Consider the following 26719-nt stretch of genomic DNA (forward strand, 5'->3'; position numbering starts at 1 on the left):
CCCGGTCAGCGGGAGCGGTCCCGGACCAGGTCGTATCGGCGCAGCGCCTCGCGGCGCTCCTCGGCATGGTCGACGATCGGCACCGGGTAGCCGTGGTCGTACCCTCCCGGAGCCCTCCACGGTTCGTGCGCGGCGGCGCCGGGCAGGTGGGCCAGCTCCGGCACCCATCTGCGGACGTAGTCGCCGTCAGGGTCGAACCTGCGGCCCTGCGTCACCGGGTTGAACACGCGGAAGTACGGGGAGGCGTCGGTTCCCGTGCCGGCGACCCACTGCCACCCGTGGTTGTTGGACGCGATGTCACCGTCGACGAGGTGATCGAGGAAGTGACGGGCCCCGACCGGCCACCACACGTGCAGGTCCTTGACCAGAAAGCTGGCCGTGACCATGCGGACCCTGTTGTGCATCCACCCTTCGGCGAGCAGTTGCCGCATCCCGGCGTCCACGAACGGGTACCCGGTCCTGCCACGCCGCCACGCCTTGACGAGCTCGTCCACCTCGGGCCCGCGGTCGTAGTGCATGCCCGCGAGCGAGTCGCGCAGATCCCGCCAGGCGGACCGCGGTCGGTGCCACAGGACGTCGGCGTAGAACTCGCGCCACGCGAGTTCGGTGACGAAGCGGCGGGCCCCCTCCCCGGCCGCGACCGGGTGGTCCGCCAGCTCGGCCAGGATCGTGCGCGGGTGGATCTCCCCGTACTTGAGGTGCACGGACAACCTGCTGGTGGTGTCGAGATCTGGCCGGTCCCGCTGCTCGTCGTAGGAGTCGAGGTCGTCGCGCAGGAACTCCCGCCACCGCGTGAGCGCCGCGGCCTCACCCGCCGCGGCGCCACCGGCGCCGGTGCCGGTGCCGGTGCCGGTGCCGGTGCCGGTGCCGGTGCCGGACGCAGTGTCGGGGACATCGGGGACATCGGAGAGATCCTCCCCTGTCGCCGTGGTCCAGGGGATGTGGTCGGGCCGCTGGCCGGGCGCCGGCCACCCGTGGTCGTGCCAGGCGCGCGAGAACGGGGTGAAGACCTTGTACGGCTGCCCGCTGCCGCCCAGGACCCGCCCCGGGCCGACGGCGTAGGGGGATCCGGTCTCCACGAGTCGGCGACCGTCGGCGTCGAGCGCGGTACGAACCCGGTCGTCGCGGCGTCGACCGTAGGGGGTGGACTCCCGGCTGATGTGGACGTGGTCGGCGCCGAGCTCGCGGGCGAGTGCCGGGATCACCTTTGCGGGGTCGCCGCTGCGTACGACCAACGCTTCGTCGGTGTCCGCCGAGAGCGCCGCGAGCGAGGCGACGAGTCGGCCCGCCCGGGTGCCCGCCCGACGCAGAAGCGCGGGGTCCGGGACGAAGACCGGCAGGATCTCGTCCCCGGACGCGACGGCCTCCAGGAGGGCGGGGTGGTCGGACAGTCGCAGATCGCGACGGAACCACAGGATCGAGATCCCCACGGGGCCTCCCTCGTCGACGGGCACGGCCGGTCCGGGCCGGCGGCCACGGTGATCCGTCGAGTGTGGCAGACGAATGCCGGGCAGCCCGGTCAGTCGAGTGAAGGAAAGCGGGGCACGACGTGTTCGGCCAGCTCGTCGATCACCTCGCGGACGGGCCGACGGCAGGCCCCCAGGCCCAGCTGCACGTGGTTCACCCCGATCCCCCGCAGGTCCTCGAGGTGGTCGACCAACCGCCGCCTGCCGATCCGGAACCCGAAGTTGATCGGGGAGGCGGTCTCGTCGGGGTCGTCCGCCAGGTCGATCTGGAGCGACTGCGCGAATGGTTTGAACACCTCTCCGTCGTCGCCGTCGTCGCCGGTGGCACCGGCGGCGGCCACCATCTCCCTCCACCGCACGACCGTCCGCCGCTGGGCGTCGAAGTCCCGCGGGTAGGTCATCCACCCGTCGCCGTGCGCGGCGAGGTAGGCCACGCTCTGCTGACACGAGCCGATCATGATCGTCGGTACCGACGAGGCGCTGGGCTTGGGCACCACGTCCGCACTGTGCATCCACCCGGCCGACCACCGGATGCCCCGCATCTCGGTGGTCATGGCGTGCGTCAGGACCCTCACGTTCTCCCGGAATCTCTCGCCGCGCCCGCCCTGTTCCAGACCGAACGCCCGGAACTCCTCGGGCCGGTCCCCCGACGCCAGGCCCAGCAGGAACCGACCACCGGAGAGCCGATCGAGGCTGGCGGCGGACTTGGCGACGTGCAGTGGATGGCGCACGGGAAGGACGATGCCGGCGGTGCCCAACGCGATCCGTGAGGTGTGAGCGGCCATGTAGGTGAGGAACACCCACGGGTCGTAGACCTGCCCGACGTCACCGAACGACGGCACCCGCAACGGGATGTCACGGGCGTAGAGGGCCGCGAACCCACCGGCCTCGGCGGCCTGCGCGACCTGCGCCTGCGCGTCGGCGTCACAGATCTCGTCCCCGTCGGCCCCGGTCCGGAGGGGGAAACCCAGGCCGAGGGTGAGGCGTCCGGGCGCGTAGGTACGGCGGAAACCCGGCAACTCGCGGGGGTCACCGTCGGAGCGGGTGCACGGCGAGTCGGTCATGCCCTCCACCCTCGCACGCCCTCCCCGCCGCCCGCCCGCGGCCCGACAGCCGTGCTCTGGATTAGGATCCCCCTCATCCACCGAGCTGGAGGCGACGCGTTGACCACGACCCTGCTGGCCGCGGAGGCCTCCTCGACCGAACTGGTCTCGCTGTTCTGGGTCGTGCTGGTCGTCTTTGCCGCGCCGGTGCTGTCGTCGCTGACGCGGTCACTGGTCCCCGGCGTCGTACTGCTCCTCGTGGGCGGGATGCTGGTCGGTCCGAACGGGTTCGGTCTGGCGGTCGAGAGCGGCGGGGTGGCGATGCTCGCCGAGCTGGGCCTGGGGATGCTGTTCCTCCTGGCCGGGTTCGAGTTGGAGGTGTCCTCCGTGACGGGACGCGGTGGTCGGCGCGCCGCGGGGACGTGGCTGGTGAGCATGATCCTGGCCGCCGGGGTGGGATGGCTGGTGTCCGGGCGGTGGGAGACCTCGGTGGCGATCGGGCTGCTGCTCACCTCCACGGCGGTCGGGACGCTGCTGCCGATCCTCAAGGGCGCGGGCCATGACGGCACGCCCGTCGGCCGGGCGGTCCTCACCCACGGAGCCGTCGGCGAGTTGGGGCCGGTCCTGGTGATGGCCGTGCTGCTCGGCACGCGCAGTGTCGGGTCCTCCCTGGTGGCCGTGGGGTTGTTCTTCGCCGCCGCGCTGGTCACCCTGGTGGTCCCGGCACACCTCCTGCGCATCCCAGGCCTGGGGCGGGCCCTGGTGCGCGGTACCACCACCACGAGCCAGCTGGCGATGCGCACCGTCCTGTTGCTGCTGGCCGCGATGATGGTCGTGGCCACGGTCTTCGGGCTCGACGTGGTGTTGGGTGCGTTCGCGGCGGGCATCATCCTGCGGCGTCTGGTGGACGTGCTCGCCGATCAGCTCCGCCCGGGCGACGAGGTCCCCGGCCGGGGGCTGGCCGAGGTCCTCACGCACCAGCTGGAGACCGTGGGGTACAGCGTGTTCATCCCCGTCTTCTTCGTGGTGTCGGGAATGGCGATCAGTGTGAACGCGGTCGCCGCCGCGCCGGGGATCCTGGTCGCGGCGGTGGCGAGCATGCTCGTGATCCGCGGGGGCGGGGTGTGGGTGTCCGAGACCCTCGTGCGCAACAGCCCGGGCCTGACCACGACACGCGAGCGCGCCCGGGTGGGTCTCTATGCCGCCACGGGGCTGCCGATCATCGTCGCCGTGACCGGGGTCGCCGTGGACAACGGGCTCCTCGGCGCGGAGATCTCCTCGGTCCTCGTCGCCGCCGGGGCCGTCACCGTGCTGGTGTTCCCGATGCTCGCGGAGCTGGTGCGCACCCTCGACGACCGGCCGGACCGTTCCCGGCGGCGGGCGTCGGGCCCCGAGGGTCCGCCGATAGGGTCGGTGAGACGTGGGGACGAGCTCCCCGACGCGACGGACACGACGACGACGAAGTGAGGTACCGGTGAAGCTGACGGTCATCGGGGGTTCCCAGGGGACAGGGGCGAAAGTGGCCGAGCTCGCGCTCGATGCCGGTCACGAGGTCACGGTCGTCTCGCGCAGTGGCAGCGCACCCGCGGGTGCGGTGGTGGTGACCGGGAGTGCGACCGACCCGGAGGTGGCCCGCCGGGCTGTGGACGGGGCCGACGCCGTGGTCGTCACGGTGGGCGGCGCCAAGGGGGTCCGTCGGCAGCGCACCGGGGTCACACGGGCGGTCGTCGACGCGATGTCGGCCACCGGGGCCCGACGGTTGGTGGTGCAGTCCTCCCTCGGTGCCGGGGACTCCGGTGCCCAGATGCCGCTGCCACTCCGTCTCCTGATGAAGGTCGTGCTGGCCGCCCCGCTGGCCGACCACGACGCGCAGGAGGCCGTCGTGCGGGAGTCGGGGCTCGACTGGACCGTCGTCCGCCCGACCGGTCTCACCAACGCCGCGGGCAACGGACGATGGCGCGCCCACGAGGTCGGTGACGGCGGTCGGCTGGGCGGGACCGTCCCCCGCGCGGATCTGGCGGCCTACCTGCTCGAGGTGGTCTCGGACGATTCTCTCGTGGGCAGAGCGGTGGGCATCAGCAGCTGAGGCCCGCGGGCCATGAGCCAGCCGCCGAGCAGCGCGCCCAGGCCTCCCGCCGCCATGTCGCCGATCGTGTCCCCGTAGGTCACGTAGATGTCGTCGGTGAGGTAGGCGTGACCGAACCACTCGACCATCTCCCAGAGCGCACCGAGCGCCAGTCCCAGCACCGTGGTCAGCACGAGTCCCCCGGTGGTGGAGAAACCGCGGGCGCCCGGTGAACGGACGATTCCGCGGCGGGCCAGGAACAGGTAGGTCACCACCGCCATCGCGCCGGCGAGGACGAAGTGCACGGGGATGTCCCACCAGGTCACGGCCCGGTAGAGGTCGATGACGTTGCTCCACGCCGCCACGAGGAGGGCGACGGACACCAGGATGTCCGCCCACGGCCGCATTCCGAGGAATCTGGGGAACATGAGGCCGGGTAGCGCGAACGCGACGATGGCCGCGTCGGTGAGGCCGTGGAAGAGCACCGCGAGGACCACGCTGAGGACACCGAGCAGGCGCAGTGCGTCCGCGATCCGCTGCGCTCCGGTCTCGGCGGGCCGGAGGAAGTCGTCGATCACGTCGCCCGACCCCCTTCCTCGTCTCGCGCCGGGTCCCGCCCTGCCCGGCGACCGTTGCCCTGCCGGACCACGGCCTGCACCGGAAGGTGATCCGACGGCCACGCACCTTCGTGGCGCCGCGGGTTGATCGCGGCGTCGGTGACCCTAACCTGTGACGTGACCAGTATCCAGTCGATCCGGGTGCCACCTCGTCGCGGCTCGCGGTAGGCGGCATACGTGCCCCACGACTCGGTCCGCCGGTGCTCCGCCGCGCTCCAGCTGTCGATCAGCTCCCCCCGCGCCAGCAGGTCACGAACCGCCGGGTCGGCCGGGCCGGCGTTCAGGTCCCCGGTCACCACGGTCAGCACGTCCCCGCCGCCCAGCAGACTCCGGATGGCGCGGGCCGAGAGCACGCGGGAACGTCGCGAGAGGGGATCCAGGTGGGTGTTGACGACCCGCCACTCGTGGCCGGTGGCGCGGTCCCGGAAGTGCGCCGCCACGAGCACCCGGGGGAAGAGATTTCCCCAGGACACGGAACCGGGACGATCCGGGGTGTCGGACAGCGCGACCTGATCCCACCCCAGCAGGTCGAGCCTGGCCGTGTCGTAGAAGATCGGGCACGCCTCGCCGCCACCGTCGGATACCCTGCCCCGCCCGATGTACTCGAAACCCCGGCCGAGCCCGTCGAGCACGGTCGCGGCCTGCTCGCCGAGCACCTCCTGGGCGCACAGCAGGGTCGGCCGCTCGGCCCCCAGCAGGGCCCGGAGTGCGGGCGCACGACCACGCCACCTGTCGGCCGCGCGGGTGAACGCGGGCGGAACCGGTCGTCGGATGTTCCAGCTCATCACGTGGATCCCCGGTGCGGGCACCGGACCGATGACCGGCGCCGTCCGTTCGCCGTCACCCGCGACGGTGCCGGGGCCGGTGCCGGGGCCGGTGTCGGGGCCGGTGCCCGGGCGATGCCGTTCCATCGGGTCATCCTCGGATCTGCGCGAAAGAGCTCGGTCACGAGTGTATTCGGAGCAGCGGCACCGCGCGGACCGGTCGCCGGTGCGGCCCGCGAGGGAAGTCGCCGACCTCCCGACGTTCGCGCGGTGGGAGGATGACCACGTGTCCACTCCCCCGCCCCTGCCGTTCAAGGACGGCGTCGGGCCCACGCGGCTGAGGGTGCCGACCACCGGCCCCTGGTCGGGGATCACCGGGTTCCTCGAGTCCAGGTTCGACCACCTGGACCCGGGGGAACTGCACCGCCGGATCGGTGCCGGGGAGATCGTCGACGCCGACGGCCGGGCGATCGCCCACGACACCCCGCTGGGCACCCACGAGTTCGTCTGGTACCACCGCGACCTGCCCGCCGAGACAGTTCTGCCGTACCGGGAGGAGATCCTGTACCGCGACGATCACCTCGTCGTCGTCGACAAACCCCACTTCCTCCCCACCACGCCGTCGGGAAGGTTCCTCCGCGAGACGGCCCTCGTCCGGCTGCGTCGGCGCCTCGGCAACGACGCGTTGACGCCGATCCACCGTCTGGACCGTGAGACCGCCGGGTTGGTCCTGTTCTCCGCGCGACGTGACACGCGCGGCGCGTACCAGTCGATGTTCGAGCGGCGAGAGGTCACCAAGGTCTACGACGCCGTCTCCGCTCTCCCGACCGACTGGGACGACCGTGCACCCGCACTCGACGGGCGCCCGCTGCCGGTCGTCCACCGCAACCACATCCGGTCCCGGCGCGGCGAGCTCCGCGTCACCGTCGACCCCGGGCTCGCGCCGAACTCCGAGACCCACGTCGGCCTCCTCGCCGCCGGTCACAGTGTCACCGGGCGCGCGGTCGTGCACACGGTCCTGCGGCCCCGCACCGGCCGGCCCCACCAGCTACGCGTGCACCTCGCCGCGCTGGGCGTCCCCATCCTCGGTGACCGGCGCTACCCCGAACTGCTGCCCGAGGCGCCCGACGATCCGGACCTCCCGCTCCAGCTCCTCGCCCGCGAGCTAGAGTTCACCGATCCGCTCTCGGGAGCCGCGCGCCGCTTCGTCACCCGGCGCACGCTGGAGCACTCGCCCGTCAACGGTCTCGCCGGAAACTGAGGTGCGTGACGCCGCCGGGCGAGGGGGTGGCCTCGATGTGGAAGCGCTCCTCCAGTCCCTCCATCCCGTCCCAGAGCCGTACACCCCTGCCCAACAGGATCGGAACGAGCGCGATGTGCATCTCGTCGATGAGGTCCGCCTCGACGAACTGCCGGATGGTCGTGGCACCCCCGCCGATCCGCACGTCACCGCCCGCCGCGAGCCCCCGCGCATGGTCCAGGGCGACCGCGGGCGGGGCGTCGAGGAAGTGGAAGCTGTTCCCCCCGCCGAGCTCCAGGACCGGCCGCGGGTGATGGGTGAGCACCACGACCGGGGTGTGGAACGGCGGATCGTCCCCCCACCATCCGCGCCACTGCTCGTCCCACGGGCCCCGCGACGGGGCGAACTTGTTGCGGCCCATGATCTCCACGCCCACCCCGGTGTTCCACCGGCTCGCGAACGCCTCGTCCACGCCCACCGACGGCTCCTGCGCTCCGTGGAAACCCATCGCCTGGAACGTGCGCGTCGGCAGGGCCCACTCGAGCAGGCGGTGGCCGGCGTGACCGAACGGCGCCTCGAGGCTCTGCCCCTCGCCGGTTCCGAACCCGTCGAGCGAGACCGAGAAGTTGTGGACCCGCACCCGCGAGGTCATGACCCGGCCCGCCCGCCCGCGTCTGCGGCCAGCTCGCCGACGTAGGTCGCCAGGTGGTCCAACGTCTGCCGGCCACCCTCGACCGCGTGGTACTCGTCCACGGCACGATCCCGGTGTTCGCGCGTGGAGAAGACCGTCGTGAAGTCGATGCGGGTCCCGCCGCCCTCCGTGACGAACTCGAGTGTCGACTCGAACGCGTCGGGGTCGTCCGCGAACTCCCCGTGGAGGAGCCCGATCCGCCGTCCCGGAACGATCTCCCGCCACTGGATCCACTCCCGGTAGTCGGTTCCGTCCGGCCCGTGCATGACGAAATCCCACACCCCGCCCTCGCGGAACTCGAAGGACCGCGTGGTGGTGGTGAACCCCTCCGGGCCCCACCACCGCGACAGGTGCCGCACCTCGGTGAACGCCCGGAACACCAGGTCGGGTGGGGCGTCGACGTATCTGCTGATCCCGACCTCGCGATCCGCGGTCGGTGACACCACCGGATCGCCTCTACCGTTCGCGCTCATGGGTCATCCCTCCTCGTCCTCTGCCCGCGCCAACTCCCGGACGTAGGCGTCCAACTTGTCGAAGCTCTCGTTCCAGTACCGCTCGAAACCTCCGGCCCACTCGTGAACGGGCCGGAGCCCACGGGCGTCGAGGTCATAGAGTCGCTGCTTGCCGTCCCGGCGATCGCGCACCAGCCCGACCTCGCGGAGCACCCGGAGGTGTTTGGAGGCCCCGGGTTGGGTCATCCCCAGATCGAGGGCCACCTCGGTCACCGACCGCTCGCCGCCGCGCAGGAGGACCAGGATCTGCCGACGCTGTGGTTCGGCGATCGCGTTGAAGACGTCCGAGGTGGTCGCTGCCCGTGCCATACCGACAATCGTATGCCGATATGGGCAAGTGTCAATGGGGCGACGCATGATGCTCCCCGCCACCCCGACCCGGCCCGGCCCGACCCGGCCCGGCCCGACCCGGCCCGACCCGACCCTCCGGCTAGCAGGTCGGCGTGGGCGCCGCCCCACTCCAACGGTCGAGGGTCCACTGCACCAGCTGCGGGGTCAGCGGCGAGTCAGCCGCGACCAGACCGTTGTGGTCGAGACCCGGGTAGGTGCGGTAGTCCAGCCGATCGCCCGCCGCGCAGCGCGCGTCGACCCAGTTCTGCTGCATGGCCGGCTTGACCAACGGGTCGGCCAGGCCCTGGGCGATCAGGACGGGCGCGGGCCACGGGCCGGTCGGCGAGTTCATCCGGAGCTTCTCCCCCAGGTCGCCGTCGAGGACCGCGTCGGGGAAGACCTGTTCCGGGATCTGCGTGCCGCGCAGCAGAGCCGCGATGACGTCCTTCTCGTTGAAGCAGAGGTCGCCGACCTTCTCCACCCCGTGCGCCGTGCCCGGGTTGAGGTGCCCGGACAGGTCCAGCTCCGGATAGTTCACGTTCCACGACCGGGCGATGTACGCGGAGACGGTCTTCCCGGCCACCTCGCTCTTACTGGCCTCGGCGAGGTCGAACAGGTCCGTCGCGGGCGCCATGCCGGCGATCCCCCTGAGGGTGAGCTCGGGCGCGTAGTCCCCGGCGATCTGCCCCGTCCACAGGGCGCCGTGGCCACCCTGGGAGTGGCCCCACACCACCGTGTCGGCGCCGAGGGTGAGCCCGTCGAGTTGCCGGGCCGCGCGGGAGGCGTCGAGGACGTTGCGGGCCTCCGCCTGCCCCACCAGGTACGGGTGCATCCCGGAGGTCCCCAGACCCACGTAGTCGGAGGTCACGCCGGCCCAGCCGTGGTCGGTCACCATCTCCTCGAGCGCAGTGCCGGCGCCGTCGGCGAACGGGGTGGCGCTGAGCGACGGCGCGCACCGCGGCACGATCCCGGTGGTGCCGTGGGCGACACTGAGCAAGGGCAGCTCGTCCGCACCCCGGTCCGCGGGCGCGAGGACGGTGCCGCTCGCCACGGTCACCGTGTCGTCGGGCCGGGTGGTGGTGTAGAGGATCCTCCACGCGTCGGCCCCGGCCGGCACCCCGGCAGTGAGGGCCTCGGCACGGAGCAGGACACCCGGCTCGTCGGGGATCGGTTCGACCGGCGTGTAGAAGGCGTCCGGCTCGGGCCGCTCGTCGCCGCGGAGGAGTACCGCACTGACCACCGCCAGCGCGACGACCACCAGGAACACCGCGGCCGCCCCCAGGGTGCGCCCCCAGCGGCGCACCCGCGCGCGCCCGGCGTGCACGCGCTCGCCCACCCGTGCCCGGGCCCGTGTGAGGACGATCTCCACAAGGGCGCGCAGTCCGATGAACACCAACCAGGCGCCGACCGCGTACCGGACCAGCTCGATCGCGAGCACCGGCCAGACCAGACACAACAGCCCCAGTAGCACTGCGGCGGCACCGCTGAAGACCCCCGCGACCCTCCGGTCGGCATCGCCCCTGAACGCCCCGGCGAGGATGTGGATCCCGTGCAGGACGAGCGCGGCGACCATGACCCACAGCAGGCTGCGGACACTCGCCGACCGCCAGGCGAGGACCACGATGCCCGCCGCGACCGCGGCGAGTCCCACCGGGACGCGCGTCCGCCACCCGGTGTCGCCGGCGCCGTCGACACCGGTGACCGTGGCGAGGCCGACGACGACGAGGCCGGCCCCCGCGAGCGTGACGATCACGGGTACGCCGAAGTGGACCAGCATCAGTAGCGTCCCCAGGGCGATCGTCGCGATCGCCAACGCGACGCCGACGATCCGCCTCCGTCGGTCGGTGTGCCCGCCAGTCCCCTCGCGCATGGACCATCTCCTCCGGTGAGAGCCGGGGCCCGCACACGGCGTGCGGTTCGACCCCTCCCAGAAAGTTAGCCCGCGGCGTCCCCCGTCCGGCCTGAACGGGGACTCCCCGCCCGTCGACGCCGACCGGGCGACGCCCCACGTCGCGGCTTCCGCCCGCCCTGAGGCCCCGGCCACCGCGGGTCAGGTGCCCGCCGAGTCGACCTCACCGCGGAAGTGGTCGAGGAACTCCCGGGCCAGGGCGAGGAACTTCTCCGCATCGGCGGGACCCATCGCCTCCAGCGCGGCAGCGTATGCCCCGAGCGAGATGCCCGCGTCGTCCTCGAACGCCCGGCGCCCCTCCTCGGTGCGGTCGAACTCGTAGGCGGAGCCACCGGGACGTCGGGACCTGACGAGCAGGCCGCTCCCCAGTGCCGCGTTGACCTGACGGTTGACCGTGGACTGCTCCAGGCCGAGTTCTGCGGCGATCTCCTTGAGCGTGCGCGCGTGACCGTCGGAGAAGAGCCAGAGCAACCGCAGATCGGCGGTGCCCAGACGCATGGCGCCCTCGAGGGCTCGCCGCTGCCTGTCCAGTTGCCCGAACAGGGCCGCGAGCTGTCGCTCCGCCGGGCCGCGCCCGTCCGACCACCGGACCTTCGCCGAGGCCATGGCCACTCCTCCCCCGCACACTTGCCACACCGATTCCGGATATGTACTCTACACATCATTGATATGTATGGTACATACACGCTGGCGTTGCCGGCGTCTACGAGAGGAACCGATGTCACGGTTTTCCGACAGGGCCTCGGCCACACCACTGGTGATCATCCTGGCCCTGGGGTTCTCCAGCCTGTGCACAGCACTGATGCAGTCGCTGGTCATCCCGCTGCAGGGTGAGCTGCCCCGCCTGCTCAGCACCTCCCCGAGCAACGCCGCATGGGTCGTCACGGCCACGCTGCTCGCCGGCGGCGTGGCCATGCCGCTGTCCGGCAAGCTGGCCGACCTCCGCGGCCGCAAGCCCGTCCTGGTGGTCTCCGCCCTTCTCCTGCTGGCCGGATCGCTGATCTGCGCCGTGTCCACCACCCTGGCACCGGTCCTCGTGGGTCGTGTTCTCCAGGGGCTCGCCATGGGGTACATCCCCGTGGCGATCAGTTTCGTCCGCGAGACGGTTCCGGCGTCCATGCAGAACACCGCCGTCGCCGGCATCAGCGCGACGCTCGGTGTTGGCGGCGCCCTGGGACTTCCCTTCGCGGCCTGGATCGCCCAGTCCTACGACTGGCACGCCCTGTTCTGGGTCTCCACCGGCCTGGCCACGGTCATGGTCCTGCTCTCCGCCCTCGTCCTCCCGCACCGCGTCCCGGCTGACGACTCGCGACTGGACGTCGTCGGCGCGATCGGCTTGTCCGTCGGCGTGGTGGCCGTCCTCGGCGGCATCTCCAAGGGCGGCGACTGGGGCTGGAGCTCACCCCTCACCCTCGGCGCGATTCTCGGCGGAGCCGTGGTCCTCGTGGCCTGGGGGTTCTACGAGACCCGCCACCCCCACCCGCTGGTCGACCTGCGCACGAGCGCCCGGCGGCCCATCCTGCTGACCAACCTCGCCGCCCTGCTCATCGGCTTCGGGATGATGGCGCAGTCGATCGTCGTCCCACAACTCCTCCAGCTACCCGAGGCGACCGGCTACGGGCTCGGGCAGACGATGCTGCAGGCCGGACTGTGGATGGCGCCGGCCGGCTTGTTCATGCTGGTCTGCGCCCCGATCTCCAGCATGATGCTCACCCGGCTCGGGGGGCGCGTCACGCTGGCGGTCGGTGCGACGATCATCGCCGGCGGGTACCTCATCGGCGCCGGATTCTCCTCGGCGCCATGGCAGCTCATGCTGGCGACCTGCGTCGCCTCCGCCGGGGTCGGCATCGGCTACGCGGCGATGCCCACCCTCATCATGGAGAACTCCCCCGCCAGCGAGGCAGGGTCCGGCGTGGGCGTGAACGCCCTCATGCGGTCGATGGGAACCACCATCGCCGGTGCCGTCATGGCCCTGGTACTGACCAGCCGGATGACGGACCTGGGCGGCGGCATCCGGATCCCGGCGCAGGACACGTTCCACCTGTGCTTCCTCCTGGGTGCGGGCGCTGCCCTCGTCGGCGCCGTGGTGGTTCTGTTCCTCCCGCGCGGGCGGACCACTGCCCCCACCGGCCCGATGACGATCGAGGCCGAGCAAGAACTCGCCCCCGCGCACTGATCGCACGTGGGGCGGGCCGCACGTGGGGCGGGCCGTGCGTGGTTCTCACTCCACGAATCGTGCGAGTTGCCCCGTGACGAGGGTCCAGCCCTGCACCAGCCCCAGCGCTTCGTGCGTGCCCCGCCCCTCGTCGTCGGCGTGCCGCGCGGTGATCCGATACCTCGTGCCGTCCGGGCGGTCGCCGAGCGTGACCTCTCCGGTCACGGCCACCGGTGCGGGGTTGGTCGGACGCAGGGTGCTGTCCACCGCGTTCGTGAACACCAGGCGTTCGCACTCGTCGACCACCAGGAAGGCCGCGTCCATGTGGGGCGAGAAATGCAGCCCGTCCTCGCTCATCGACGTGACGAACCCACCGCCCGCGTGCGGCGCGAAGTGCTCCACCCGGCAGAGGTACGGTTCCGGAATCCACCACTGCGCGAACGCCGTCGACGTGGTCCAGGCCTCCCAGACCGCCTGGCGCGAAGCCCGTATTACCCGCTCGAAGGTCAGGTCGTCGTGGTGCGGATGCATGGGCATCTCCCGTCCGGCGATGGTGCGGTGGGTCGCGAACCGACTCGCGGCCGGACCCGGGCGGAGCCTCAGTTCGGAGAGCCCCAGTGGGCGAGCTGGTCCGTCGACACCTGGGCGAGCCACATCTGCCACAGCGGGCCGAACGACACCCGTCGCACCCCGAGGCCCCTCAGCGCGGAGGCGTCCCCGGCTCCGTGGCCCCTGACCGGATGCGCGGTGACGTTCAGCGGGATCGTCACAGCCTGCACGAGTCGCCCGACCTGGTCCGCCGTCGAGAGCCCGACCGGGTAGACCGATCGCGCGCCGGCGTCCTCCATCAGCCGGATCCGTGCTTCGGCCTCGGCCAGCGGATCCGTGAACACGTCGGTTCCGAGCTTGACCGCGTCGGTTCGGCCGTTGATGACGAACGCGACCCCCGCCTCGTCGGCCGCGCGACGGGCTCCGGCGATGTAGTCGGCGTGCTCCTGCCGCTCGCGGACCCTCCCGCCTTCGCCGTGGACCACATCCTCGATGTTCGCCCCGACCGCCCCCGCGTCGAGGAGTCGGCCGATGAGCTCTCCCGGCTCCAGCCCGTACCCGGACTCGACGTCCGCGCTGACGGGGACGTCCACCGCGTCGGTTATTCGCCTGACCACTGCAAGATATTCGGAGAAGTCCATGTTCTCGCCGTCGGCGCTACCGAGGGAGTCGGCGACGGGGTGACTGCCCACCGTGAGTCCGGTGAACCCCGCATCGACCGCGATGCGGGCGCTCCACACGTCCCAGACCGTCGGGAGGATCAGCAGGTCTCCGGAGCCGTGCCGGTCGGAGAATTCGGCAGCGCGTGCGCTGACATCGGTCATGGGAACCTCCTGGTGCCGTCGTTCCCCCGACCCTACGGGATGCACCCCCGTACCCGACCACCGTAGAGTGATGTGCATCACACCCACGGAGGTCGTCGTGAACCACGTCTACAGCATCACCGAGATCGTCGGGTCGTCCCCCGACGGTACGGACCAGGCCATCGCCAACGCCGTAGCGGAGGCGTCCAAGTCGTTGCGGAACCTCGAGTGGTTCGAGGTGCAGTCCGTCCGCGGCAAACTCGACGGCGGCTCGGTCACGCACTGGCAGGTCACCATCAAGGTGGGCTTCCGACACGAATCCTGAGTGCGGGCCGCGGGGCCCGGGACTCATGCACTCCGGTGCGTGACGCGCGAACCGGCGCTGCGGTTCCCCCGGGTCGAGTTCCCCACAGGCCGCTTCTCCCATTCCACAGATCCGGGGTCAGGCCTGTCGATTCGCACTGCGGTGCCGAAAACTCTCGGACATGAGATTCGAACAACTCCCAGACGACTGGTCCCGCCGCCCGCTCGACGACGCCCCGCTCGCCGCCGGCGTCATCGACCTCGTCATCGGCTACGAGGACCGCCAGCGCGACACTCTGCTCATCCTGCCCTGCGACGAGTACGACGCCGCACTGCCCTCGCCCATCCTCATCGGAGACACCGACTGGACGGCGTCCTCCCGCGACCGCCGCCGCTCGATGGCCGTGCTGTCACAGGTCCCGGTCCCCGGCTTCGTCGTGGGACTGTCGGCCGGACGCCGCCTGCCCGCCAAGGTGGTCAGGGGCTGGCTACGGACGATCGAGGACGAACTGGACTCCTCCGGGCAGGCCCTGCTCGCGTTCGGCGTGGCCGATCCCCACGGCGTCGAGATCGTCGGCGGCCGCGCAGCTCGCAACGGGAGCCTCGGAGCAGCCGCCGGGTAACATCGCACCTCGTGCCCGACAACCCACAGCCCTCGGAAACGGGCAGCATCGTCGACTACTCGGCGCTACCCGGACCGGGCGGGCGCAGGTCGAAGCTCCCCCACGTCGACGCGTCCGGGTGGACCCTCAAGGTCGCCTTGTCGCAACGGCCGTGGAGCTTCGTCGCGTCCGGCGCCATGGCCGTGGCGTTCCTGTGCAACGGCCTGACCCCGGTGGTCGTGGGGCGAGCAGTCGACGATGCGATCGCCACCTCCACACCCGACCGGCTGTGGTTCTGGATAGCGATCCTCGGCTGCGTGTTCGTCATGGCGATCGCCGCCAACTGGACCGCCCGTTTCATGTTGGTCCGCAGCCAGCAACTGGTGAGCCACGACCTGCGGACGGCGGTCACCGACCGCATCCAGGACCCCCGCGGGTTCGCTGGCCGGGATCGCACCGCCGGCGGCCTGCTGTCCGTCGCGTCCTCGGACACCACCCGCGTCGGCGACATCGTCATGATGACGGTCATGCCGGTCGCCGAGGCGGCCGCCATCACCTACGGCGCGGCGATGATGTTCGGCATCAACCCGTGGCTGAGTCTGGCCACGCTGATCGGCGGGCCCCTGCTCGTCGTGGTCGCACTGTGGGTGGCGCGCCCGCTGCAGGAACGGTCCGTCGAGCGGCAGCGGGCGATCGCCCAGGCCGCGGCCACCGCCACCGACGTCGTGCAGGGGCTGCGCATCCTCAAGGGACTGGGCGCCATCGTCACCGTCCGCGGTCGCTACGACGAGGTCTCCGACACCGCCTATCGCAGAACGGTCCACGCCGACGCGGCCGAGGCCCGCCTCAACGGCGCCACCGAGGCCGCGGGCGCCCTCTTCGTCTCAACGCTCGGCATCTCCGCCGGTGCGCTCGCCCTCGGCGGTCACGTCACGATCGGCGAGCTCATCACGGTGGTGGGCCTCACCCAGTTCCTCGTCGTACCCATGACCATGTTCGGCCGGAACCTCGCCTCCCGCTGGGCATCGGCCGAGGCGTCGGGCAAGCGGATCCGTGAGGTCCTCGGCGCCGACTTCGAACGCCTCTCCGAGGTCGACGTCGCGGCCACCCGACGCTTCATCGACGCCCTCCCTCCGGGCCTGACCGTCGTCGACGGCGGCGACCCCGAGTTGGTGCACCTGCTCGAGTCGCTGCCCCGCACGCGCGTGGTCGTGGCGCCGCACGCCGCGGACCTGTTCGACGGGAGCGTGGCCGACAACGTCCACCCGGATCGGGACACCGCCGAACGGGCGCTCGCGGTGGCCTGCTGCGACGACATCCCCGAGGGCCCCGACAAGCGCGTCGGGGAGAGCGGGCGGATGCTCTCGGGAGGCCAGCGTCAACGCGTCGCCCTCGCCCGCGCCGTCGCCTGGGGTCCGGAGGTCCTGGTGCTGCAGGATCCCACCACCGCGGTCGACTCGGTCACCGAGCAGAACCTCGCGGACAACGTCACCCGTCACCGAGCAGGCCGGATCACCCTCGTGTTCACCCGGGCCCCCGCATGGAGCGCGGTGGCCGACGCCCACCTCACCGTGAATCAGCTCCGCGCGACGGCGGAGGGTGTCCTCGTGGGGGCAGGGAGATGACGACGACGAACCGGACGCCTCCCGTCAAGACCGACAGTGCCCTGAGGTTCCCGGTCGCCTCCGCGGGCCAGGTCCGTCGCGAGGTCGCCCGGCAGTTGGGCCGGGTCCGCCACGCCGGACGGTGGCTGACCCTGGCCGTGCTCCTGCTGAGCCTCGGTGCCTACGCCGGGGTTCTCATCCCGCAGCTCATGGGCCGCATCGTGGACCTCGTCTCCGGGCAGTCACAGGGGTCGCTGTGGCTGATCGGGGGGCAACTACTCGCCGCCGCCGTCGTCGGCGCCCTGCTGAGCGCCGCCGGTTTCTACATCGTGGCGAGACTGTCCGAACGGGTGATCGCCAACCTGCGCCAGGACATGGTCGGCACCGCGCTGGGACTGCCCACCCACCGCGTCGAGGACGCCGGTTCGGGAGACCTGGTCAGTCGGTCCACCGACGACGTGGCAGAACTGTCCTCGGCCGTCACGGAGACGGTCCCGACCCTGTCCACCTCGGTGTTGACGGTCGTGGCCACGGTGATCGCGCTGTTCGCCCTGGACTGGCAGTTCGTCGTCATCCCTGTCGTCGTCGCACCCCTGTACTACCTCGCCGCGCGCCAGTACCTGGCCAAGGCACCCGATCGCTACGCCGCGGAACGCGCCGCGATGGCCGAGCGGGCCCGCCGTGTCCTGGAAGCGATCCGCGGCCGTGCGACGGTCCGCGCGTTCTCCCTCGAGGCCCGGATGCACACCCTGATCGGGAACGCCTCCTGGGACGTCGTCCGCAAGGGGATCCGGGCCCGGACCACCATGCTCGTGCTCAACGTGTGGATGCTGCTCGGCGAGTTCCTCATGCTCGCGATCGCTCTGGGGGTCGGCTACCACCTCGTCGCCACCGACGCCCTGACCGTCGGCGCGGTGACGGGCGCGGTCCTCATGATCATCCGACTGCGGGGACCGTTGAACACCTTCATGCGCATCCTCGACGTCGTGCAGTCGGGTTACGCCTCGCTCGCCCGCATCGTGGGCGTCGTGGTGGATCCGCCGGTCCCGGTACCCGACAGCGGGGTCGAGCCGGCGCAGGGGCGCGTCGAACTGCGCGACGTCAGCTTCAGCTACGGCGGCGCCTGGGCCGTCCGGGACATCAACTTCGCCATCTCCCCCGGCCAGACGGTCGCGATCGTCGGAGCATCGGGGGCCGGGAAGACCACCGTGGCAGCGCTCCTGGCCGGGCTCCTCGTCCCCGATTCCGGCGAGGTCCTCGTCGACGGCCATCCGGTCTCGTCCCTGTCGGACGGCGAACGCATCGCCCGCCTGGCCACGGTCAGCCAGGAGGTGCACGTCTTCTCGGGGACCCTGCGCCAGGACCTCACGCTGGCCAGGCCCGCCGCCACCGATGCGGAACTACTCCACGTCCTGGGACGGGTGCACGCCGCAGCGTGGTTCGACCGGTTGTCGGCGGGGCTCGACACCGTTGTCGGCGCGCGCGGGATCCAACTCGACCCCGTCGCCGCGCAGCAACTGGCGCTGGCCCGGGTGCTCCTGCTGGACCCCGCCCTCATCGTCATGGACGAGGCCACCGCGGAAGCCGGTTCCGCAGGCGCCGGGGCGCTCGAACTCGCCGCCGACGAGGTCACCCGCGACCGGTCGGCCCTGGTCATCGCACACCGGCTCGATCAGGCCTCCCGCGCCGACACGATCCTCGTCATGGACGGGGGCCGGATCGTCGAACGCGGCACCCACGGTGACCTGCTCGCCCGGGACGGGATCTACGCGCACCTGTGGTCCGCATGGTCCGTCGGCCGACGTACCACCGGCGGGTCGGCGGGGGCACCGATCGGGCCCGGGACCACACGACCGGGGTAGACGACACAGTGAAACGGCGCACAGGTGTCCGACTCGGGTGATGATGGAGTCGGCGAATTGACCCCGTTCCACAAGAACATGATCAGCCTTCGAGACGAAAAGAGTCGACATCCATGACCTCAGACAGACAGACGATCATCTACACGCTCACCGATGAGGCCCCGCGGCTGGCGACGGAGGCGTTCCTCCCCGTCGTGCGCACCTTCGCCGACGCGGCCGGCATCGACGTCACGACGAGCGACATCTCCGTGGCGGCGCGCATCCTGGCCGCCTTCCCGGAGCGGCTCACCGATGAGCAGAAGGTCCCCGACAATCTCGGCGAGTTGGGGCGGATGACCCACGAGCCGGGCACCAACATCATCAAGCTGCCCAACATCAGCGCCTCCGTCCCGCAGCTCACCAGGGCGATCGCCGAGCTGCAGTCGCAGGGTTACGACCTTCCCGACTTCCCCTGGGACCCGCAGACCGACGAGGAGAAGGAGACCGCCGAGCGGTACTCCGGCATTCTCGGTAGCGCGGTCAACCCGGTGCTGCGCCAGGGCAACTCCGACCGACGCGCCCCGAAGGCCGTCAAGGAGTACGCCAAGGCCAACCCGCACTCCATGGGCAAGTGGTCCATGGCCTCGCAGACCCACGTCGCGCACATGACCCACGGTGACTTCTACGCGGGCGAGAAGTCGATCATCCTCGACCGCGACTGCGACGTGCGTATGGAGGTCGATACGCCGGACGGCGAGACCCGCGTCCTCAAGACGGAATCCCTGTTGAAGGGCACCGTCGTGGACTCCATGTTCATGAGCAAGAAGGCTCTGCTGGAGTTCTACGAGGAGCAGCTCAACGACGCCAAGGAGACCGGCGTCATGTTCTCGCTGCACGTCAAGGCCACCATGATGAAGGTGAGCCACCCGATCGTGTTCGGGCACGCGGTCCGCGTGTTCTACAAGGACGCCTTCGCCAAGTACGGCGAGCTGTTCGACGAGCTCGGCATCAATGTCAACAACGGCATGGGCGACCTCTACGCCAAGATCGACACCCTGCCGTCGGCGAAGAAGGAGGAGATCATCGAGGAGCTGCACCGCTGCCACGAACAGCGGCCTGAGCTCGCGATGGTCGACTCGGCCCGCGGCATCTCCAACTTCCACTCCCCCTCCGACGTGATCGTCGACGCCTCGATGCCCGCGATGATTCGCATCGGCGGCAAGATGTACGGCGCGGACGGCCGCAAGAAGGACACCAAGGCCGTCATCCCGGAGTCCACGTTCGCTCGGATCTACCAGGAGATCATCAACTTCTGTAAGACCAACGGAGCGTTCGACCCCACCACCATGGGGACCGTGCCGAACGTCGGCCTCATGGCGCAGAAGGCCGAGGAGTACGGCAGCCACGACAAGACCTTCGAGGTCGAGACCGGCGGCGTGGCCAACATCGTCGACGCCGCGACCGGTGAGGTCTTGCTCTCGCAGGAGGTCGAGGCCGGTGACATCTGGCGCATGTGCACTGTCAACGACGCGCCGATCCGTGACTGGGTCAAGCTCGCCGTGGACCGCGCCCGCGCCTCCGACATGCCGGCCGTGTTCTGGCTGGATCCGTACCGGCCCCACGAGGCCAGGCTCATCGAGCTGGTCGAGAAGTACCTCGCCGAGCACGACACGGAGGGCCTGGACATCCAGATCATGTCCCAGGTGCGCGCCATGCGCTACACCCTCGAGCGCGCGTGGCGTGGACTGGACACCATCTCGGTGACCGGCAACATCCTGCGCGACTACCTCACGGACCTGTTCCCGATCCTGGAGCTGGGCACCAGTGCCAAGATGCTGTCGATCGTGCCGCTGATGGCGGGCGGCGGTCTGTACGAGACGGGTGCCGGCGGTTCCGCTCCGAAGCACGTCCAGCAGCTGGTGGAGGAGAACCACCTGCGCTGGGACTCACTCGGGGAGTTCCTCGCAATCGGTGCGAGCCTGGACGACCTCGGGCGCAAGTACGACAACCCCAAGGCCACGATCCTGGCCGAGGCGTTGGACACCGCGACCGGCAAGCTGCTGGAGAACGGCAAGTCGCCCTCACGCGTGACCGGTGAACTCGACAACCGTGGCAGCCAGTTCTGGCTGGCGCTGTACTGGGCGCAGGAGCTGGCCTCCCAGACCGAGGACGCCGAGCTGGCCTCCCGGTTCGCCCCCCTGGCCGAGAAGCTGGATGCCGACAAGGACACCATCCTGCAGGAACTGACGGAGGTCCAGGGCGACGCGGTCGATCTCGGTGGCTACTACCGGCCCGACATCGCCAAGCTGAAGGACGCGATGCGTCCCAGCGCGACGCTCAACGCACACCTGGACAGCGCCTTCGCCTGATCCCGGCCGCGCCTTGGCCAGCCCACCGCGCCCCCGCCGGAGTGATCCGGCGGGGGCGCGGTCAGTCACCGGGCCGGACTACACTCGTGTCGGAGCTGGCCCCGGTTCCCCGATGATGGGAGTCCGGATGTCCGGCACCGCTCAACCGTCCTATGCCACCTCCGATCAGCGGGAGTCCGCCGACGCCCCGGGACGCGCCCTCCTGTCGCTCGGGGTCCTCGCGAACTCGTCGATGGAGAACGAGAGGCGCCTGCCCCTGCATCCGCACCACCTGGACAGGATCGATCCGGAGGTGCGGGCGCGGATGATCGTCGAACACGGGTACGCCGCCGACTTCCAGCTCGAGCCCGGTTACGTGGAGTCGCGGGTGGGTCGGGTCGCCGAGAGGTCGGAGGTCATCCGGGACGCCGACGTTCTTCTGCTCCCCAAGCCCCAGGCATCGGATGTGCGCGAGATCCCCGCGGGTCGCACCCTCTGGGGATGGCCCCACTGCGTCCAGGACGCCGGACTGACGCAGACCGCGATCGACCAGCGCCTCACCCTCATCGCCTTCGAAGCGATGAACCACTGGACCCGGCAGGGTGACTTCAGCCTGCACGTGCTCCACAAGAACAACGAACTCGCCGGGTACTGCTCGGTCCTCCACGCCCTGAGTCTCATCGGAGCCACCGGCAACTACGGGCCACGACGCAGCGCAGTCGTGATCGGCTTCGGGGCGACCGCCCGCGGGGCGGTCACCGCATTGAGTGCCCACGGGATCCACGACATCCAGGTCCTCACGCAGCGAGGGGCGACGGCCGTCGGCTCCCCAATCCACAGCGCGCACATCACCCAGCTCCACACCGATGGCGGCGACGCCTATCTCGGCTCAGTGCCCACCGACGGCGGCGACATCCCGCTCCCGGCCTTCCTCGCCGCGCACGACATCGTCGTCAACTGCACACTCCAGGACGTGGACGCACCCATGACGTACCTGCGCACCCGGGACCTCGAAGGCTTCGCGGCGGGGAGCCTGATCATCGACGTCTCCTGTGACGCGGGAATGGGTTTCGAATGGGCGCAGCCCACGGGATTCGACGACCCGATGTTCACCGTGGGCCACGGGGTGAACTACTACGCGGTCGATCACAGCCCGTCGTACCTCTGGAACTCCGCCACGTGGGAGATCAGTGAGGCACTGCTCCCGTTCCTGCGCACCGTCATGGAAGGCCCGGCGGCGTGGGACGGCGACCTCACCCTCTCTCGCGCCATCGAGATCCGTGACGGGGTGATCGTCAACCCGAGCATCCTTCGTTTCCAGGGGCGCGAAGCGGCCTTCCCCCATTCGCTGGTCGGAACGCCGGACGCCACATAGGGACCTCACGAGGACTCCGCGTCGAACCGGGTTGCACTCACCCGCCGGGTGCGCTGGGATCGGACGATGAACGTGGAGCGGATCGTCCCGGACCTCACCGTCTCCGACCTGCCGAGGGCCGTTCAGGAGTACACGGCGATCCTCGGGCTGGAGGTCGTGATGGATCACGGCTGGATCGTGACCCTCGCGGACGCCCACGGCCGCCAGCTCAGCCTGCTCACCCGTGATGCCACCGCGGCCGTGAACCCCACGGTCTCGGTATTCGTCGACGACGTCGTCGCCGCGTTCGAGACGGCGGTCGCGACAGGTCTGGAGATCGTGTATCCCCTCACCGCGGAGGAATGGGGCGTCACGCGGTTCTTCGTCCGCGATCGCTCCGGCAACGTCGTCAATGTCGGGATGCACACCGTTCCGCAGCGCTCGGGCCCGGGGACCGCATCCTCGAATGCACGCTGACGGCCTGAGCTGGCGCGTTCCGCTCGGCGCGAGATATCAGGCCCCCGCGAACACGACGCGGTTCCCGTCAGGGTCCTCGACCACGAGAATTCTCTGACCACCGCCGGGCTGCGGCCCGGGGTTGTCGATCCCGGAAGCGTCGAGGCGCCGCGCCTCCTTGTCCAGATCATCGACCCCGATCACCACCGAAGAGTGCCCTGCCCGGCCCGGCTCGGCCCACACCTGGAGTCCGAATGAGTCTCCGAGATGCCATTCGAGGAGGCCCGGCATCGGCCGGTCGTCCGGTCCCCGGCCGAGCACACGTGAGTACCACGCTTCCGCCGCCGATCCGTCGGAGACGGTGCAATTGCCCATCAGTCGCCTATATATCGTTGCTCCTCGTCGAGAGCCGGAACAACCGGATCATATCCCCCTCGAGTCGGGCCGGATCGCTACAGAAGGGAAGTCCCCCGCAATCTTGCTGGTCGAGCCCATGGCGTTGGTCGACCCATCGGAGTAGACCTGAGGGACACGCACCAGGAGGTGGGGCGGCATGCGCTTGAACCGGCTCATCCTGCGGATACTCGACAGCCCGTTCCGCCGCGTGCTGCCGCGCGAGCTCGGCGAGATCTCCTATACCGGACCGGTCTCGGGCCGGTCGGTCCGTCTCCCCGCACTGTGCGTCGCGGACGGGAGTCGGTTCCTCGTGGTGGCCGGTCGGCCCGGGCGGAAGACCTGGTGGCGGGCGTTCCGGCATCCGTGTCACGCACAGCTGCTGCGCGGAGGAACTCGATCCGCCACCGTGGGGCACGTCCTCCCGGAACCAGAGCGTTCCACCGCGCTCGAGACCTACCTCGTCACCCACCCGGGTAGCCGACGCGGCATCGGGCCTTCGACACCGATCATCGCCTTTGAGACGCGTCCGCCGACTGGCTCGGACATCGGATCTGTGAGGTGATCACGGATGAAGGACCGATGCTGGCCAGCATCGACCTGTACTGGATACCACTCGGGGCCGGCGCCGGTGGCCGGTGCGTCCGTGGAAGCGGACGACTCTACGAGATCGTCGCCGCGATTCACCAGCACAGGCGGCGCGCCGACCTCTACCACTCGGCACTGATAGTGCACCTCGACGGTCACGATCACGCCATCGAGATGGCGCCCGTGTGGGTCACCGGTGACAGCGACCGTGGTGTCGTCTCCGAGGGCGCGGTCGGGTTCCGTTCGTGGGGAAGGTGCAGGGTCTTCCGCTACGAGGTCCGCTGCTGGCGAGACGGCGCGATCCCCGACGTCGGCTCGGCGGTCAACGGCCCCCGTCGGGTCAGCGGGAGCCGGGACCGGGCGCGACAGGTGCTGGAGCTGGTTGCGGAGTTCCCGGCGGCGACCTGGGGCCGCGACGAACTGCACAACGGCGACATGTGGAACTCCAACACCCTCACATCCTGGTTACTCGCTCGCAGTGGTCACGACATGGCGCTCATCCGACCGCCCGACGGTGGACGAGCGCCCGGATGGAAAGCCGGCCTGACCCAGGCCGGGTCCACGGCCGGTCAGCCGCTGTCCGACCCGTGACGCGCCTCGACGGCGTTCCAGACCTGACGCCAGTGCTCGGCCAGGGAGTCGATGGTCTCGTGGGCGTTCAACCCGCTCGGCTGCGGCACGACCCACAGCGTGACATCACCGGACCAACCCGGGATATCCGAGGTGTCCTGCTCCCCATAGCCGGCCTTCGGCCGCGCGAATGCGATGCGGAACGCGGTTATGCCCGCGACGGCGACGACATGAGGACGCATCTCACGGGCCAGCACCGTCACGCGCTCCGCCCCTGCCCGTAGTTCGTCGCGGGTGAGCTCGTCGGCGCGCGCGGTGGCCCGCCCGACGAGGTTGGTCATGCCGATGCCGCGCGCGAGCAGTTGGTTCTCGTCCTCCGACGAGAAGCCGGCCGCGGCGTCCACGACGTGGTCGGTCAGACCGGCCCGGTGCAGCGCCGGCCAGAACCGGTTACCGGGCCGCGCGAAGGGTGCGTTGACGGCCGCGGTCCACAAGCCCGGGTTGACCCCGACGATGAGCAGCCGTAGCCCGCTGGTGTCGGCGGGCAGGACGTCGTCGATAGCGTGCGGGTCGTCCGTCGCGAAACGGGTCAGGTCGTCACGACCGGGACGGCTCCCGCCCATCGGGGAGGGCCGCCGGGGGATGCCTGTCACGACTCGGCGGCGTCGATCTCACGCCTGTGTACACGGACGAGGTCGCTGATCAGATCATCGGCCAGTGGAGTGGCCAGGGTGAAGTGGACCGAGTGTTCGGTAGTTCGGTGGTCCGTCAGCTGGTCCTCCAGCTCCCGGATCGCCCATGAGGAGGGGTAGAAGCTCATGTGTTTCTTGGACGCGGTGAAGTACACCAGTGCCCGGTTCTTGTACATGAGCGTCGGCATCCCGTAACTCATGGTTTCCTCGACTTCCGGGACGAGCTGTCTGACGAGCGCCCGGATTCGTTCGAGCTCTGCTCGGCGCGCGGGGTCGAGCGCCCCCAGATACTCCTCGACGGTTGTCGCCTTCTCGACCATGGGGAGAGGCTAGCGCGATGAGACCCCGAGAGTCCCGGGTGCCCGGGTCCGGTCGGGGTCACCGACCCGGCTTGATTGAGGACGAGGTGTGTCCGCATCACCTGCGAGGCTGGGCCCATGAGTCAACCGGACGGCCCGCAGTCCCCCGTTGTACTGGCGACCAGAGAGCGATGGCGCGAGTGGCTCTGCAGGAATGACGAGAGTTCCGCCGGCATCTGGCTGATGCTCGCGAAGAAGGGAGTGACGTCTCCGACCTCACTCAGTTATCAGGAGGCTCTCGAAGAAGCCCTGTGCAGCGGATGGATCGACGGCCAGCGCGTCGGTTACGACGAGCAGACGTACGTGCAGCGCTTCACTCCGCGCCGAGCGCGCTCGCTCTGGTCTCTGCGGAACGTCGAGATCGTCGCGCGCCTCGCTGCAGACCAGCGACTGCGGCCGCGGGGCGTCGCGGAGATCGACCGCGCGAAGTCCGACGGTCGCTGGGACCGCGCCTACCCCGGGCAGGCGACCGCGCAACCCCCGGAATCGCTCGACATCGCCCTCGAGGCGGCACCAGCTGCCAAAGCGGCCTTCGCGCGACTCACCCGGGCCGAACGCTTCAGCGCGCTCCTGCCCCTGCTCACCGCTACCAACGAGGACGCTCTCGAGCGACGGGTGGCCCGCCTGATATCGCGGCTCACGGGGTCGTGACCGGGCCCCTCTCTCCGCCACCGGGTGTCGCTCGCGCTCCCACCAGCAATTCTCCTCACCACGGCGGCGAGCGTGCGGGCATCGACGGCAGACCGGAGATCAACCGCCTCTCGTTTGCGAGCAACCGTCACACGCCGCTGACCACGACGATTTAGCAACTCAGTTGCCGATCGCCGAATCCACTCACCGCGTCGCCACTGAGATCGGCTGGGGCTGCACTGTCGGACCCGGATGACATGATCCGTGCCGCGCCGACGTTGGCAGGCATCGTCGGTCCACCAACCCACAATGAGGTGAGCGATGCCCCGCAGAACGGCACAGTGCGAGACCGACCGGGTCTGGCGTCTCCTGCTGGCTGCAGTCGAACAACTCCACGGCCGCGGATTCACCGGAATCCGGGCCCTTCCCTACTTCGGTGCAGTCGGCTACTGGCGTATCGACGTCACCGCCGCGGCGAATCTCCGGTCGGGCGTCAACCTCCCGGAGCGTGATCCGGACGCAGTCTTCCGGACGACAGAGGGTGGGTTCCCGCGTGTCGGCGGCCTTGTGGTCGAGTCATCGACAACGGTGGATGACGTGGCGGACGAGATCCTTCGCCATCTCGGTTCGCCGAGGGAAGTGATCTACTTCAACGACTCTGAGTACTGCAGATGGTTCGCTGACCTACGTCGGTTGTCGTACGAGATCGGCATTCCCCCTTCGGCATTCCAGGAATTCCACGACGGGTGGCGGTGCGGGGAGGTCGACATCGCTCCCCCACCGGGATGGGAGACGAAGCAGTGGTGACGCGAGACGATCACGGCGCAGCATAGAG

At 70.3% G+C, this 26719-nt stretch carries 29 protein-coding genes; 15 read left to right on the plus strand and 14 right to left on the minus strand.

Annotated elements, in window-relative coordinates; translation table 11 throughout:
* Positions 1 to 5 precede the first annotated feature (5 nt).
* Together L8M95_RS03235 and L8M95_RS03240 are read right to left on the minus strand one after the other, a co-directional pair.
* Positions 6 to 1424: a deoxyribodipyrimidine photo-lyase gene (locus L8M95_RS03235; protein WP_260489140.1), complete on the minus strand. Its 1419-nt coding sequence runs from the start codon at positions 1422 to 1424 to the stop codon at positions 6 to 8.
* Positions 1425 to 1519: 95 nt separating this feature from the next.
* Positions 1520 to 2530, minus strand: coding sequence for an LLM class oxidoreductase (locus L8M95_RS03240; RefSeq protein ID WP_260487917.1), 1011 nt, complete (start codon positions 2528 to 2530; stop codon positions 1520 to 1522).
* A gap of 99 nt (positions 2531 to 2629) precedes the next feature.
* On the opposite strand from L8M95_RS03240, the gene L8M95_RS03245 reads away from it, so the two are divergent.
* Together L8M95_RS03245 and L8M95_RS03250 are read left to right on the plus strand one after the other, a co-directional pair.
* Positions 2630 to 3976 (plus strand): cation:proton antiporter, encoded by a 1347-nt coding sequence (locus L8M95_RS03245; RefSeq protein ID WP_260487918.1) that lies wholly within the window; start codon positions 2630 to 2632, stop codon positions 3974 to 3976.
* A 7-nt stretch (positions 3977 to 3983) separates the two neighbouring features.
* Entirely contained in the window at positions 3984 to 4595 is a 612-nt protein-coding gene (locus L8M95_RS03250) for an NAD(P)-dependent oxidoreductase (RefSeq protein WP_260487919.1), read from the plus strand.
* Here L8M95_RS03250 and L8M95_RS03255 read toward each other — a convergent pair.
* Together L8M95_RS03255 and L8M95_RS03260 are read right to left on the minus strand one after the other, a co-directional pair.
* On the minus strand, positions 4532 to 5152 hold the full coding sequence (locus L8M95_RS03255) for a hypothetical protein (protein ID WP_260487920.1): 621 nt from the start codon (positions 5150 to 5152) through the stop codon (positions 4532 to 4534). The genes L8M95_RS03250 and L8M95_RS03255 overlap by 64 nt on opposite strands.
* Complete coding sequence (locus L8M95_RS03260) at positions 5149 to 6102, minus strand: endonuclease/exonuclease/phosphatase family protein (protein WP_260487921.1); 954 nt, start codon at positions 6100 to 6102, stop codon at positions 5149 to 5151. Before L8M95_RS03260 ends, L8M95_RS03255 begins: the two co-directional genes overlap by 4 nt.
* 139 nt (positions 6103 to 6241) lie before the next feature.
* On the opposite strand from L8M95_RS03260, the gene L8M95_RS03265 reads away from it, so the two are divergent.
* On the plus strand, positions 6242 to 7216 hold the full coding sequence (locus L8M95_RS03265; RefSeq protein ID WP_260487922.1) for a pseudouridine synthase: 975 nt from the start codon (positions 6242 to 6244) through the stop codon (positions 7214 to 7216).
* Here the strand turns inward: L8M95_RS03265 and L8M95_RS03270 are convergent.
* The 5 genes from L8M95_RS03270 to L8M95_RS03290 form a co-directional block, all read right to left on the minus strand.
* Positions 7194 to 7847 carry a dihydrofolate reductase family protein gene (locus L8M95_RS03270; RefSeq protein WP_260487923.1) on the minus strand — a complete coding sequence of 218 codons (654 nt, stop codon included), beginning with the start codon at positions 7845 to 7847 and terminating at the stop codon, positions 7194 to 7196. The genes L8M95_RS03265 and L8M95_RS03270 overlap by 23 nt on opposite strands.
* Complete coding sequence (locus L8M95_RS03275) at positions 7844 to 8359, minus strand: SRPBCC family protein (protein ID WP_260487925.1); 516 nt, start codon at positions 8357 to 8359, stop codon at positions 7844 to 7846. The genes L8M95_RS03270 and L8M95_RS03275 overlap by 4 nt, the downstream gene beginning before the upstream one ends.
* Before the next feature lie 3 nt (positions 8360 to 8362).
* Positions 8363 to 8707 carry a helix-turn-helix transcriptional regulator gene (locus L8M95_RS03280; RefSeq protein ID WP_260487927.1) on the minus strand — a complete coding sequence of 115 codons (345 nt, stop codon included), beginning with the start codon at positions 8705 to 8707 and terminating at the stop codon, positions 8363 to 8365.
* Positions 8708 to 8828: 121 nt separating this feature from the next.
* A complete protein-coding gene (locus L8M95_RS03285) occupies positions 8829 to 10598 on the minus strand; it encodes a lipase family protein (protein WP_260487929.1) in 1770 nt (589 codons plus the stop codon).
* A 180-nt stretch (positions 10599 to 10778) separates the two neighbouring features.
* Complete coding sequence (locus tag L8M95_RS03290) at positions 10779 to 11243, minus strand: MarR family winged helix-turn-helix transcriptional regulator (RefSeq protein WP_260487930.1); 465 nt, start codon at positions 11241 to 11243, stop codon at positions 10779 to 10781.
* A 112-nt stretch (positions 11244 to 11355) separates the two neighbouring features.
* Between L8M95_RS03290 and L8M95_RS03295 the strand changes: the two genes are divergently transcribed.
* Positions 11356 to 12813 carry an MFS transporter gene (locus L8M95_RS03295; protein WP_260487932.1) on the plus strand — a complete coding sequence of 486 codons (1458 nt, stop codon included), beginning with the start codon at positions 11356 to 11358 and terminating at the stop codon, positions 12811 to 12813.
* Between the two features lie 45 nt (positions 12814 to 12858).
* On the opposite strand, the gene L8M95_RS03300 is transcribed toward L8M95_RS03295, so the two are convergent.
* Together L8M95_RS03300 and L8M95_RS03305 are read right to left on the minus strand one after the other, a co-directional pair.
* Positions 12859 to 13323: an SRPBCC domain-containing protein gene (locus L8M95_RS03300; RefSeq protein WP_312027441.1), complete on the minus strand. Its 465-nt coding sequence runs from the start codon at positions 13321 to 13323 to the stop codon at positions 12859 to 12861.
* 68 nt (positions 13324 to 13391) lie between these two features.
* Complete coding sequence (locus L8M95_RS03305; RefSeq protein WP_260487935.1) at positions 13392 to 14165, minus strand: isocitrate lyase/phosphoenolpyruvate mutase family protein; 774 nt, start codon at positions 14163 to 14165, stop codon at positions 13392 to 13394.
* Between the two features lie 97 nt (positions 14166 to 14262).
* On the opposite strand from L8M95_RS03305, the gene L8M95_RS03310 reads away from it, so the two are divergent.
* The 7 genes from L8M95_RS03310 (at position 14263) to L8M95_RS03340 (ending at position 22673) form a co-directional block, all read left to right on the plus strand.
* Positions 14263 to 14469, plus strand: coding sequence for a dodecin (locus L8M95_RS03310; RefSeq protein WP_312027454.1), 207 nt, complete (start codon positions 14263 to 14265; stop codon positions 14467 to 14469).
* A 160-nt stretch (positions 14470 to 14629) separates the two neighbouring features.
* Positions 14630 to 15070, plus strand: a complete 441-nt coding sequence (locus L8M95_RS03315) for a hypothetical protein (protein WP_260487939.1) — start codon at positions 14630 to 14632, stop codon at positions 15068 to 15070.
* An 11-nt stretch (positions 15071 to 15081) separates the two neighbouring features.
* Positions 15082 to 16674, plus strand: a complete 1593-nt coding sequence (locus L8M95_RS03320) for an ABC transporter transmembrane domain-containing protein (RefSeq protein WP_396119366.1) — start codon at positions 15082 to 15084, stop codon at positions 16672 to 16674.
* A gap of 41 nt (positions 16675 to 16715) precedes the next feature.
* Positions 16716 to 18515, plus strand: a complete 1800-nt coding sequence (locus L8M95_RS03325; RefSeq protein ID WP_396119738.1) for an ABC transporter ATP-binding protein — start codon at positions 16716 to 16718, stop codon at positions 18513 to 18515.
* A 113-nt stretch (positions 18516 to 18628) separates the two neighbouring features.
* Positions 18629 to 20863, plus strand: coding sequence for an NADP-dependent isocitrate dehydrogenase (locus L8M95_RS03330; RefSeq protein ID WP_260487942.1), 2235 nt, complete (start codon positions 18629 to 18631; stop codon positions 20861 to 20863).
* Between the two features lie 232 nt (positions 20864 to 21095).
* The gene (locus L8M95_RS03335) at positions 21096 to 22217 is read left to right on the plus strand and encodes a N(5)-(carboxyethyl)ornithine synthase (RefSeq protein ID WP_260489142.1); all 1122 of its coding nucleotides are present in this window, start codon (positions 21096 to 21098) and stop codon (positions 22215 to 22217) included.
* Positions 22218 to 22283: 66 nt separating this feature from the next.
* The gene (locus tag L8M95_RS03340; protein ID WP_260487944.1) at positions 22284 to 22673 is read left to right on the plus strand and encodes a VOC family protein; all 390 of its coding nucleotides are present in this window, start codon (positions 22284 to 22286) and stop codon (positions 22671 to 22673) included.
* Positions 22674 to 22709: 36 nt separating this feature from the next.
* On the opposite strand, the gene L8M95_RS17560 is transcribed toward L8M95_RS03340, so the two are convergent.
* The gene (locus tag L8M95_RS17560; protein WP_396119368.1) at positions 22710 to 23027 is read right to left on the minus strand and encodes a VOC family protein; all 318 of its coding nucleotides are present in this window, start codon (positions 23025 to 23027) and stop codon (positions 22710 to 22712) included.
* Positions 23028 to 23205: 178 nt separating this feature from the next.
* Between L8M95_RS17560 and L8M95_RS03350 the strand changes: the two genes are divergently transcribed.
* Positions 23206 to 23610, plus strand: a complete 405-nt coding sequence (locus L8M95_RS03350; RefSeq protein WP_260487947.1) for a hypothetical protein — start codon at positions 23206 to 23208, stop codon at positions 23608 to 23610.
* A 17-nt stretch (positions 23611 to 23627) separates the two neighbouring features.
* Positions 23628 to 24224, plus strand: coding sequence for a hypothetical protein (locus L8M95_RS03355; RefSeq protein WP_260487949.1), 597 nt, complete (start codon positions 23628 to 23630; stop codon positions 24222 to 24224).
* Here the strand turns inward: L8M95_RS03355 and L8M95_RS03360 are convergent.
* Together L8M95_RS03360 and L8M95_RS03365 are read right to left on the minus strand one after the other, a co-directional pair.
* The gene (locus L8M95_RS03360) at positions 24203 to 24826 is read right to left on the minus strand and encodes a mismatch-specific DNA-glycosylase (RefSeq protein WP_260489143.1); all 624 of its coding nucleotides are present in this window, start codon (positions 24824 to 24826) and stop codon (positions 24203 to 24205) included. The genes L8M95_RS03355 and L8M95_RS03360 overlap by 22 nt on opposite strands.
* Before the next feature lie 26 nt (positions 24827 to 24852).
* Positions 24853 to 25215, minus strand: a complete 363-nt coding sequence (locus L8M95_RS03365) for an iron chaperone (RefSeq protein ID WP_260487951.1) — start codon at positions 25213 to 25215, stop codon at positions 24853 to 24855.
* A gap of 117 nt (positions 25216 to 25332) precedes the next feature.
* Here L8M95_RS03365 and L8M95_RS03370 point away from each other — a divergent pair, with 117 nt between their 5' ends.
* Positions 25333 to 25905: a YdeI family protein gene (locus L8M95_RS03370; protein WP_260487953.1), complete on the plus strand. Its 573-nt coding sequence runs from the start codon at positions 25333 to 25335 to the stop codon at positions 25903 to 25905.
* Positions 25906 to 26205: 300 nt separating this feature from the next.
* Positions 26206 to 26691: a hypothetical protein gene (locus L8M95_RS03375; RefSeq protein WP_260487954.1), complete on the plus strand. Its 486-nt coding sequence runs from the start codon at positions 26206 to 26208 to the stop codon at positions 26689 to 26691.
* The last annotated feature ends 28 nt before the right edge of the window (positions 26692 to 26719 follow it).

Source organism: Dietzia sp. B32 (genome assembly GCF_024732245.1).
Lineage (GTDB): Bacteria > Actinomycetota > Actinomycetes > Mycobacteriales > Mycobacteriaceae > Dietzia.

Bases quoted from the DNA above. Each gene is read 5' to 3' on its own strand.
- L8M95_RS03285 (WP_260487929.1), bottom strand. From the start codon at position 10,598: ATGCGCGAGGGGACTGGCGGGCACACCGACCGACGGAGGCGGATCGTC.
- L8M95_RS03330 (WP_260487942.1), top strand. From the start codon at position 18,629: ATGACCTCAGACAGACAGACGATCATCTACACGCTCACCGATGAGGCC.
- L8M95_RS03350 (WP_260487947.1), top strand. From the start codon at position 23,206: ATGCGCTTGAACCGGCTCATCCTGCGGATACTCGACAGCCCGTTCCGC.
- L8M95_RS03290 (WP_260487930.1), bottom strand. From the start codon at position 11,243: ATGGCCTCGGCGAAGGTCCGGTGGTCGGACGGGCGCGGCCCGGCGGAG.
- L8M95_RS03280 (WP_260487927.1), bottom strand. From the start codon at position 8,707: ATGGCACGGGCAGCGACCACCTCGGACGTCTTCAACGCGATCGCCGAA.
- L8M95_RS03360 (WP_260489143.1), bottom strand. From the start codon at position 24,826: ATGGGCGGGAGCCGTCCCGGTCGTGACGACCTGACCCGTTTCGCGACG.
- L8M95_RS03375 (WP_260487954.1), top strand. From the start codon at position 26,206: ATGCCCCGCAGAACGGCACAGTGCGAGACCGACCGGGTCTGGCGTCTC.
- L8M95_RS03315 (WP_260487939.1), top strand. From the start codon at position 14,630: ATGAGATTCGAACAACTCCCAGACGACTGGTCCCGCCGCCCGCTCGAC.
- L8M95_RS03260 (WP_260487921.1), bottom strand. From the start codon at position 6,102: ATGGAACGGCATCGCCCGGGCACCGGCCCCGACACCGGCCCCGGCACC.
- L8M95_RS03365 (WP_260487951.1), bottom strand. From the start codon at position 25,215: ATGGTCGAGAAGGCGACAACCGTCGAGGAGTATCTGGGGGCGCTCGAC.
- L8M95_RS03335 (WP_260489142.1), top strand. From the start codon at position 21,096: ATGGAGAACGAGAGGCGCCTGCCCCTGCATCCGCACCACCTGGACAGG.
- L8M95_RS03275 (WP_260487925.1), bottom strand. From the start codon at position 8,359: ATGAGCGCGAACGGTAGAGGCGATCCGGTGGTGTCACCGACCGCGGAT.
- L8M95_RS03270 (WP_260487923.1), bottom strand. From the start codon at position 7,847: ATGACCTCGCGGGTGCGGGTCCACAACTTCTCGGTCTCGCTCGACGGG.
- L8M95_RS03300 (WP_312027441.1), bottom strand. From the start codon at position 13,323: ATGCATCCGCACCACGACGACCTGACCTTCGAGCGGGTAATACGGGCT.
- L8M95_RS03305 (WP_260487935.1), bottom strand. From the start codon at position 14,165: ATGACCGATGTCAGCGCACGCGCTGCCGAATTCTCCGACCGGCACGGC.
- L8M95_RS03295 (WP_260487932.1), top strand. From the start codon at position 11,356: ATGTCACGGTTTTCCGACAGGGCCTCGGCCACACCACTGGTGATCATC.
- L8M95_RS03240 (WP_260487917.1), bottom strand. From the start codon at position 2,530: ATGACCGACTCGCCGTGCACCCGCTCCGACGGTGACCCCCGCGAGTTG.
- L8M95_RS03340 (WP_260487944.1), top strand. From the start codon at position 22,284: ATGAACGTGGAGCGGATCGTCCCGGACCTCACCGTCTCCGACCTGCCG.
- L8M95_RS03370 (WP_260487953.1), top strand. From the start codon at position 25,333: ATGAGTCAACCGGACGGCCCGCAGTCCCCCGTTGTACTGGCGACCAGA.
- L8M95_RS03355 (WP_260487949.1), top strand. From the start codon at position 23,628: ATGCTGGCCAGCATCGACCTGTACTGGATACCACTCGGGGCCGGCGCC.
- L8M95_RS17560 (WP_396119368.1), bottom strand. From the start codon at position 23,027: ATGGGCAATTGCACCGTCTCCGACGGATCGGCGGCGGAAGCGTGGTAC.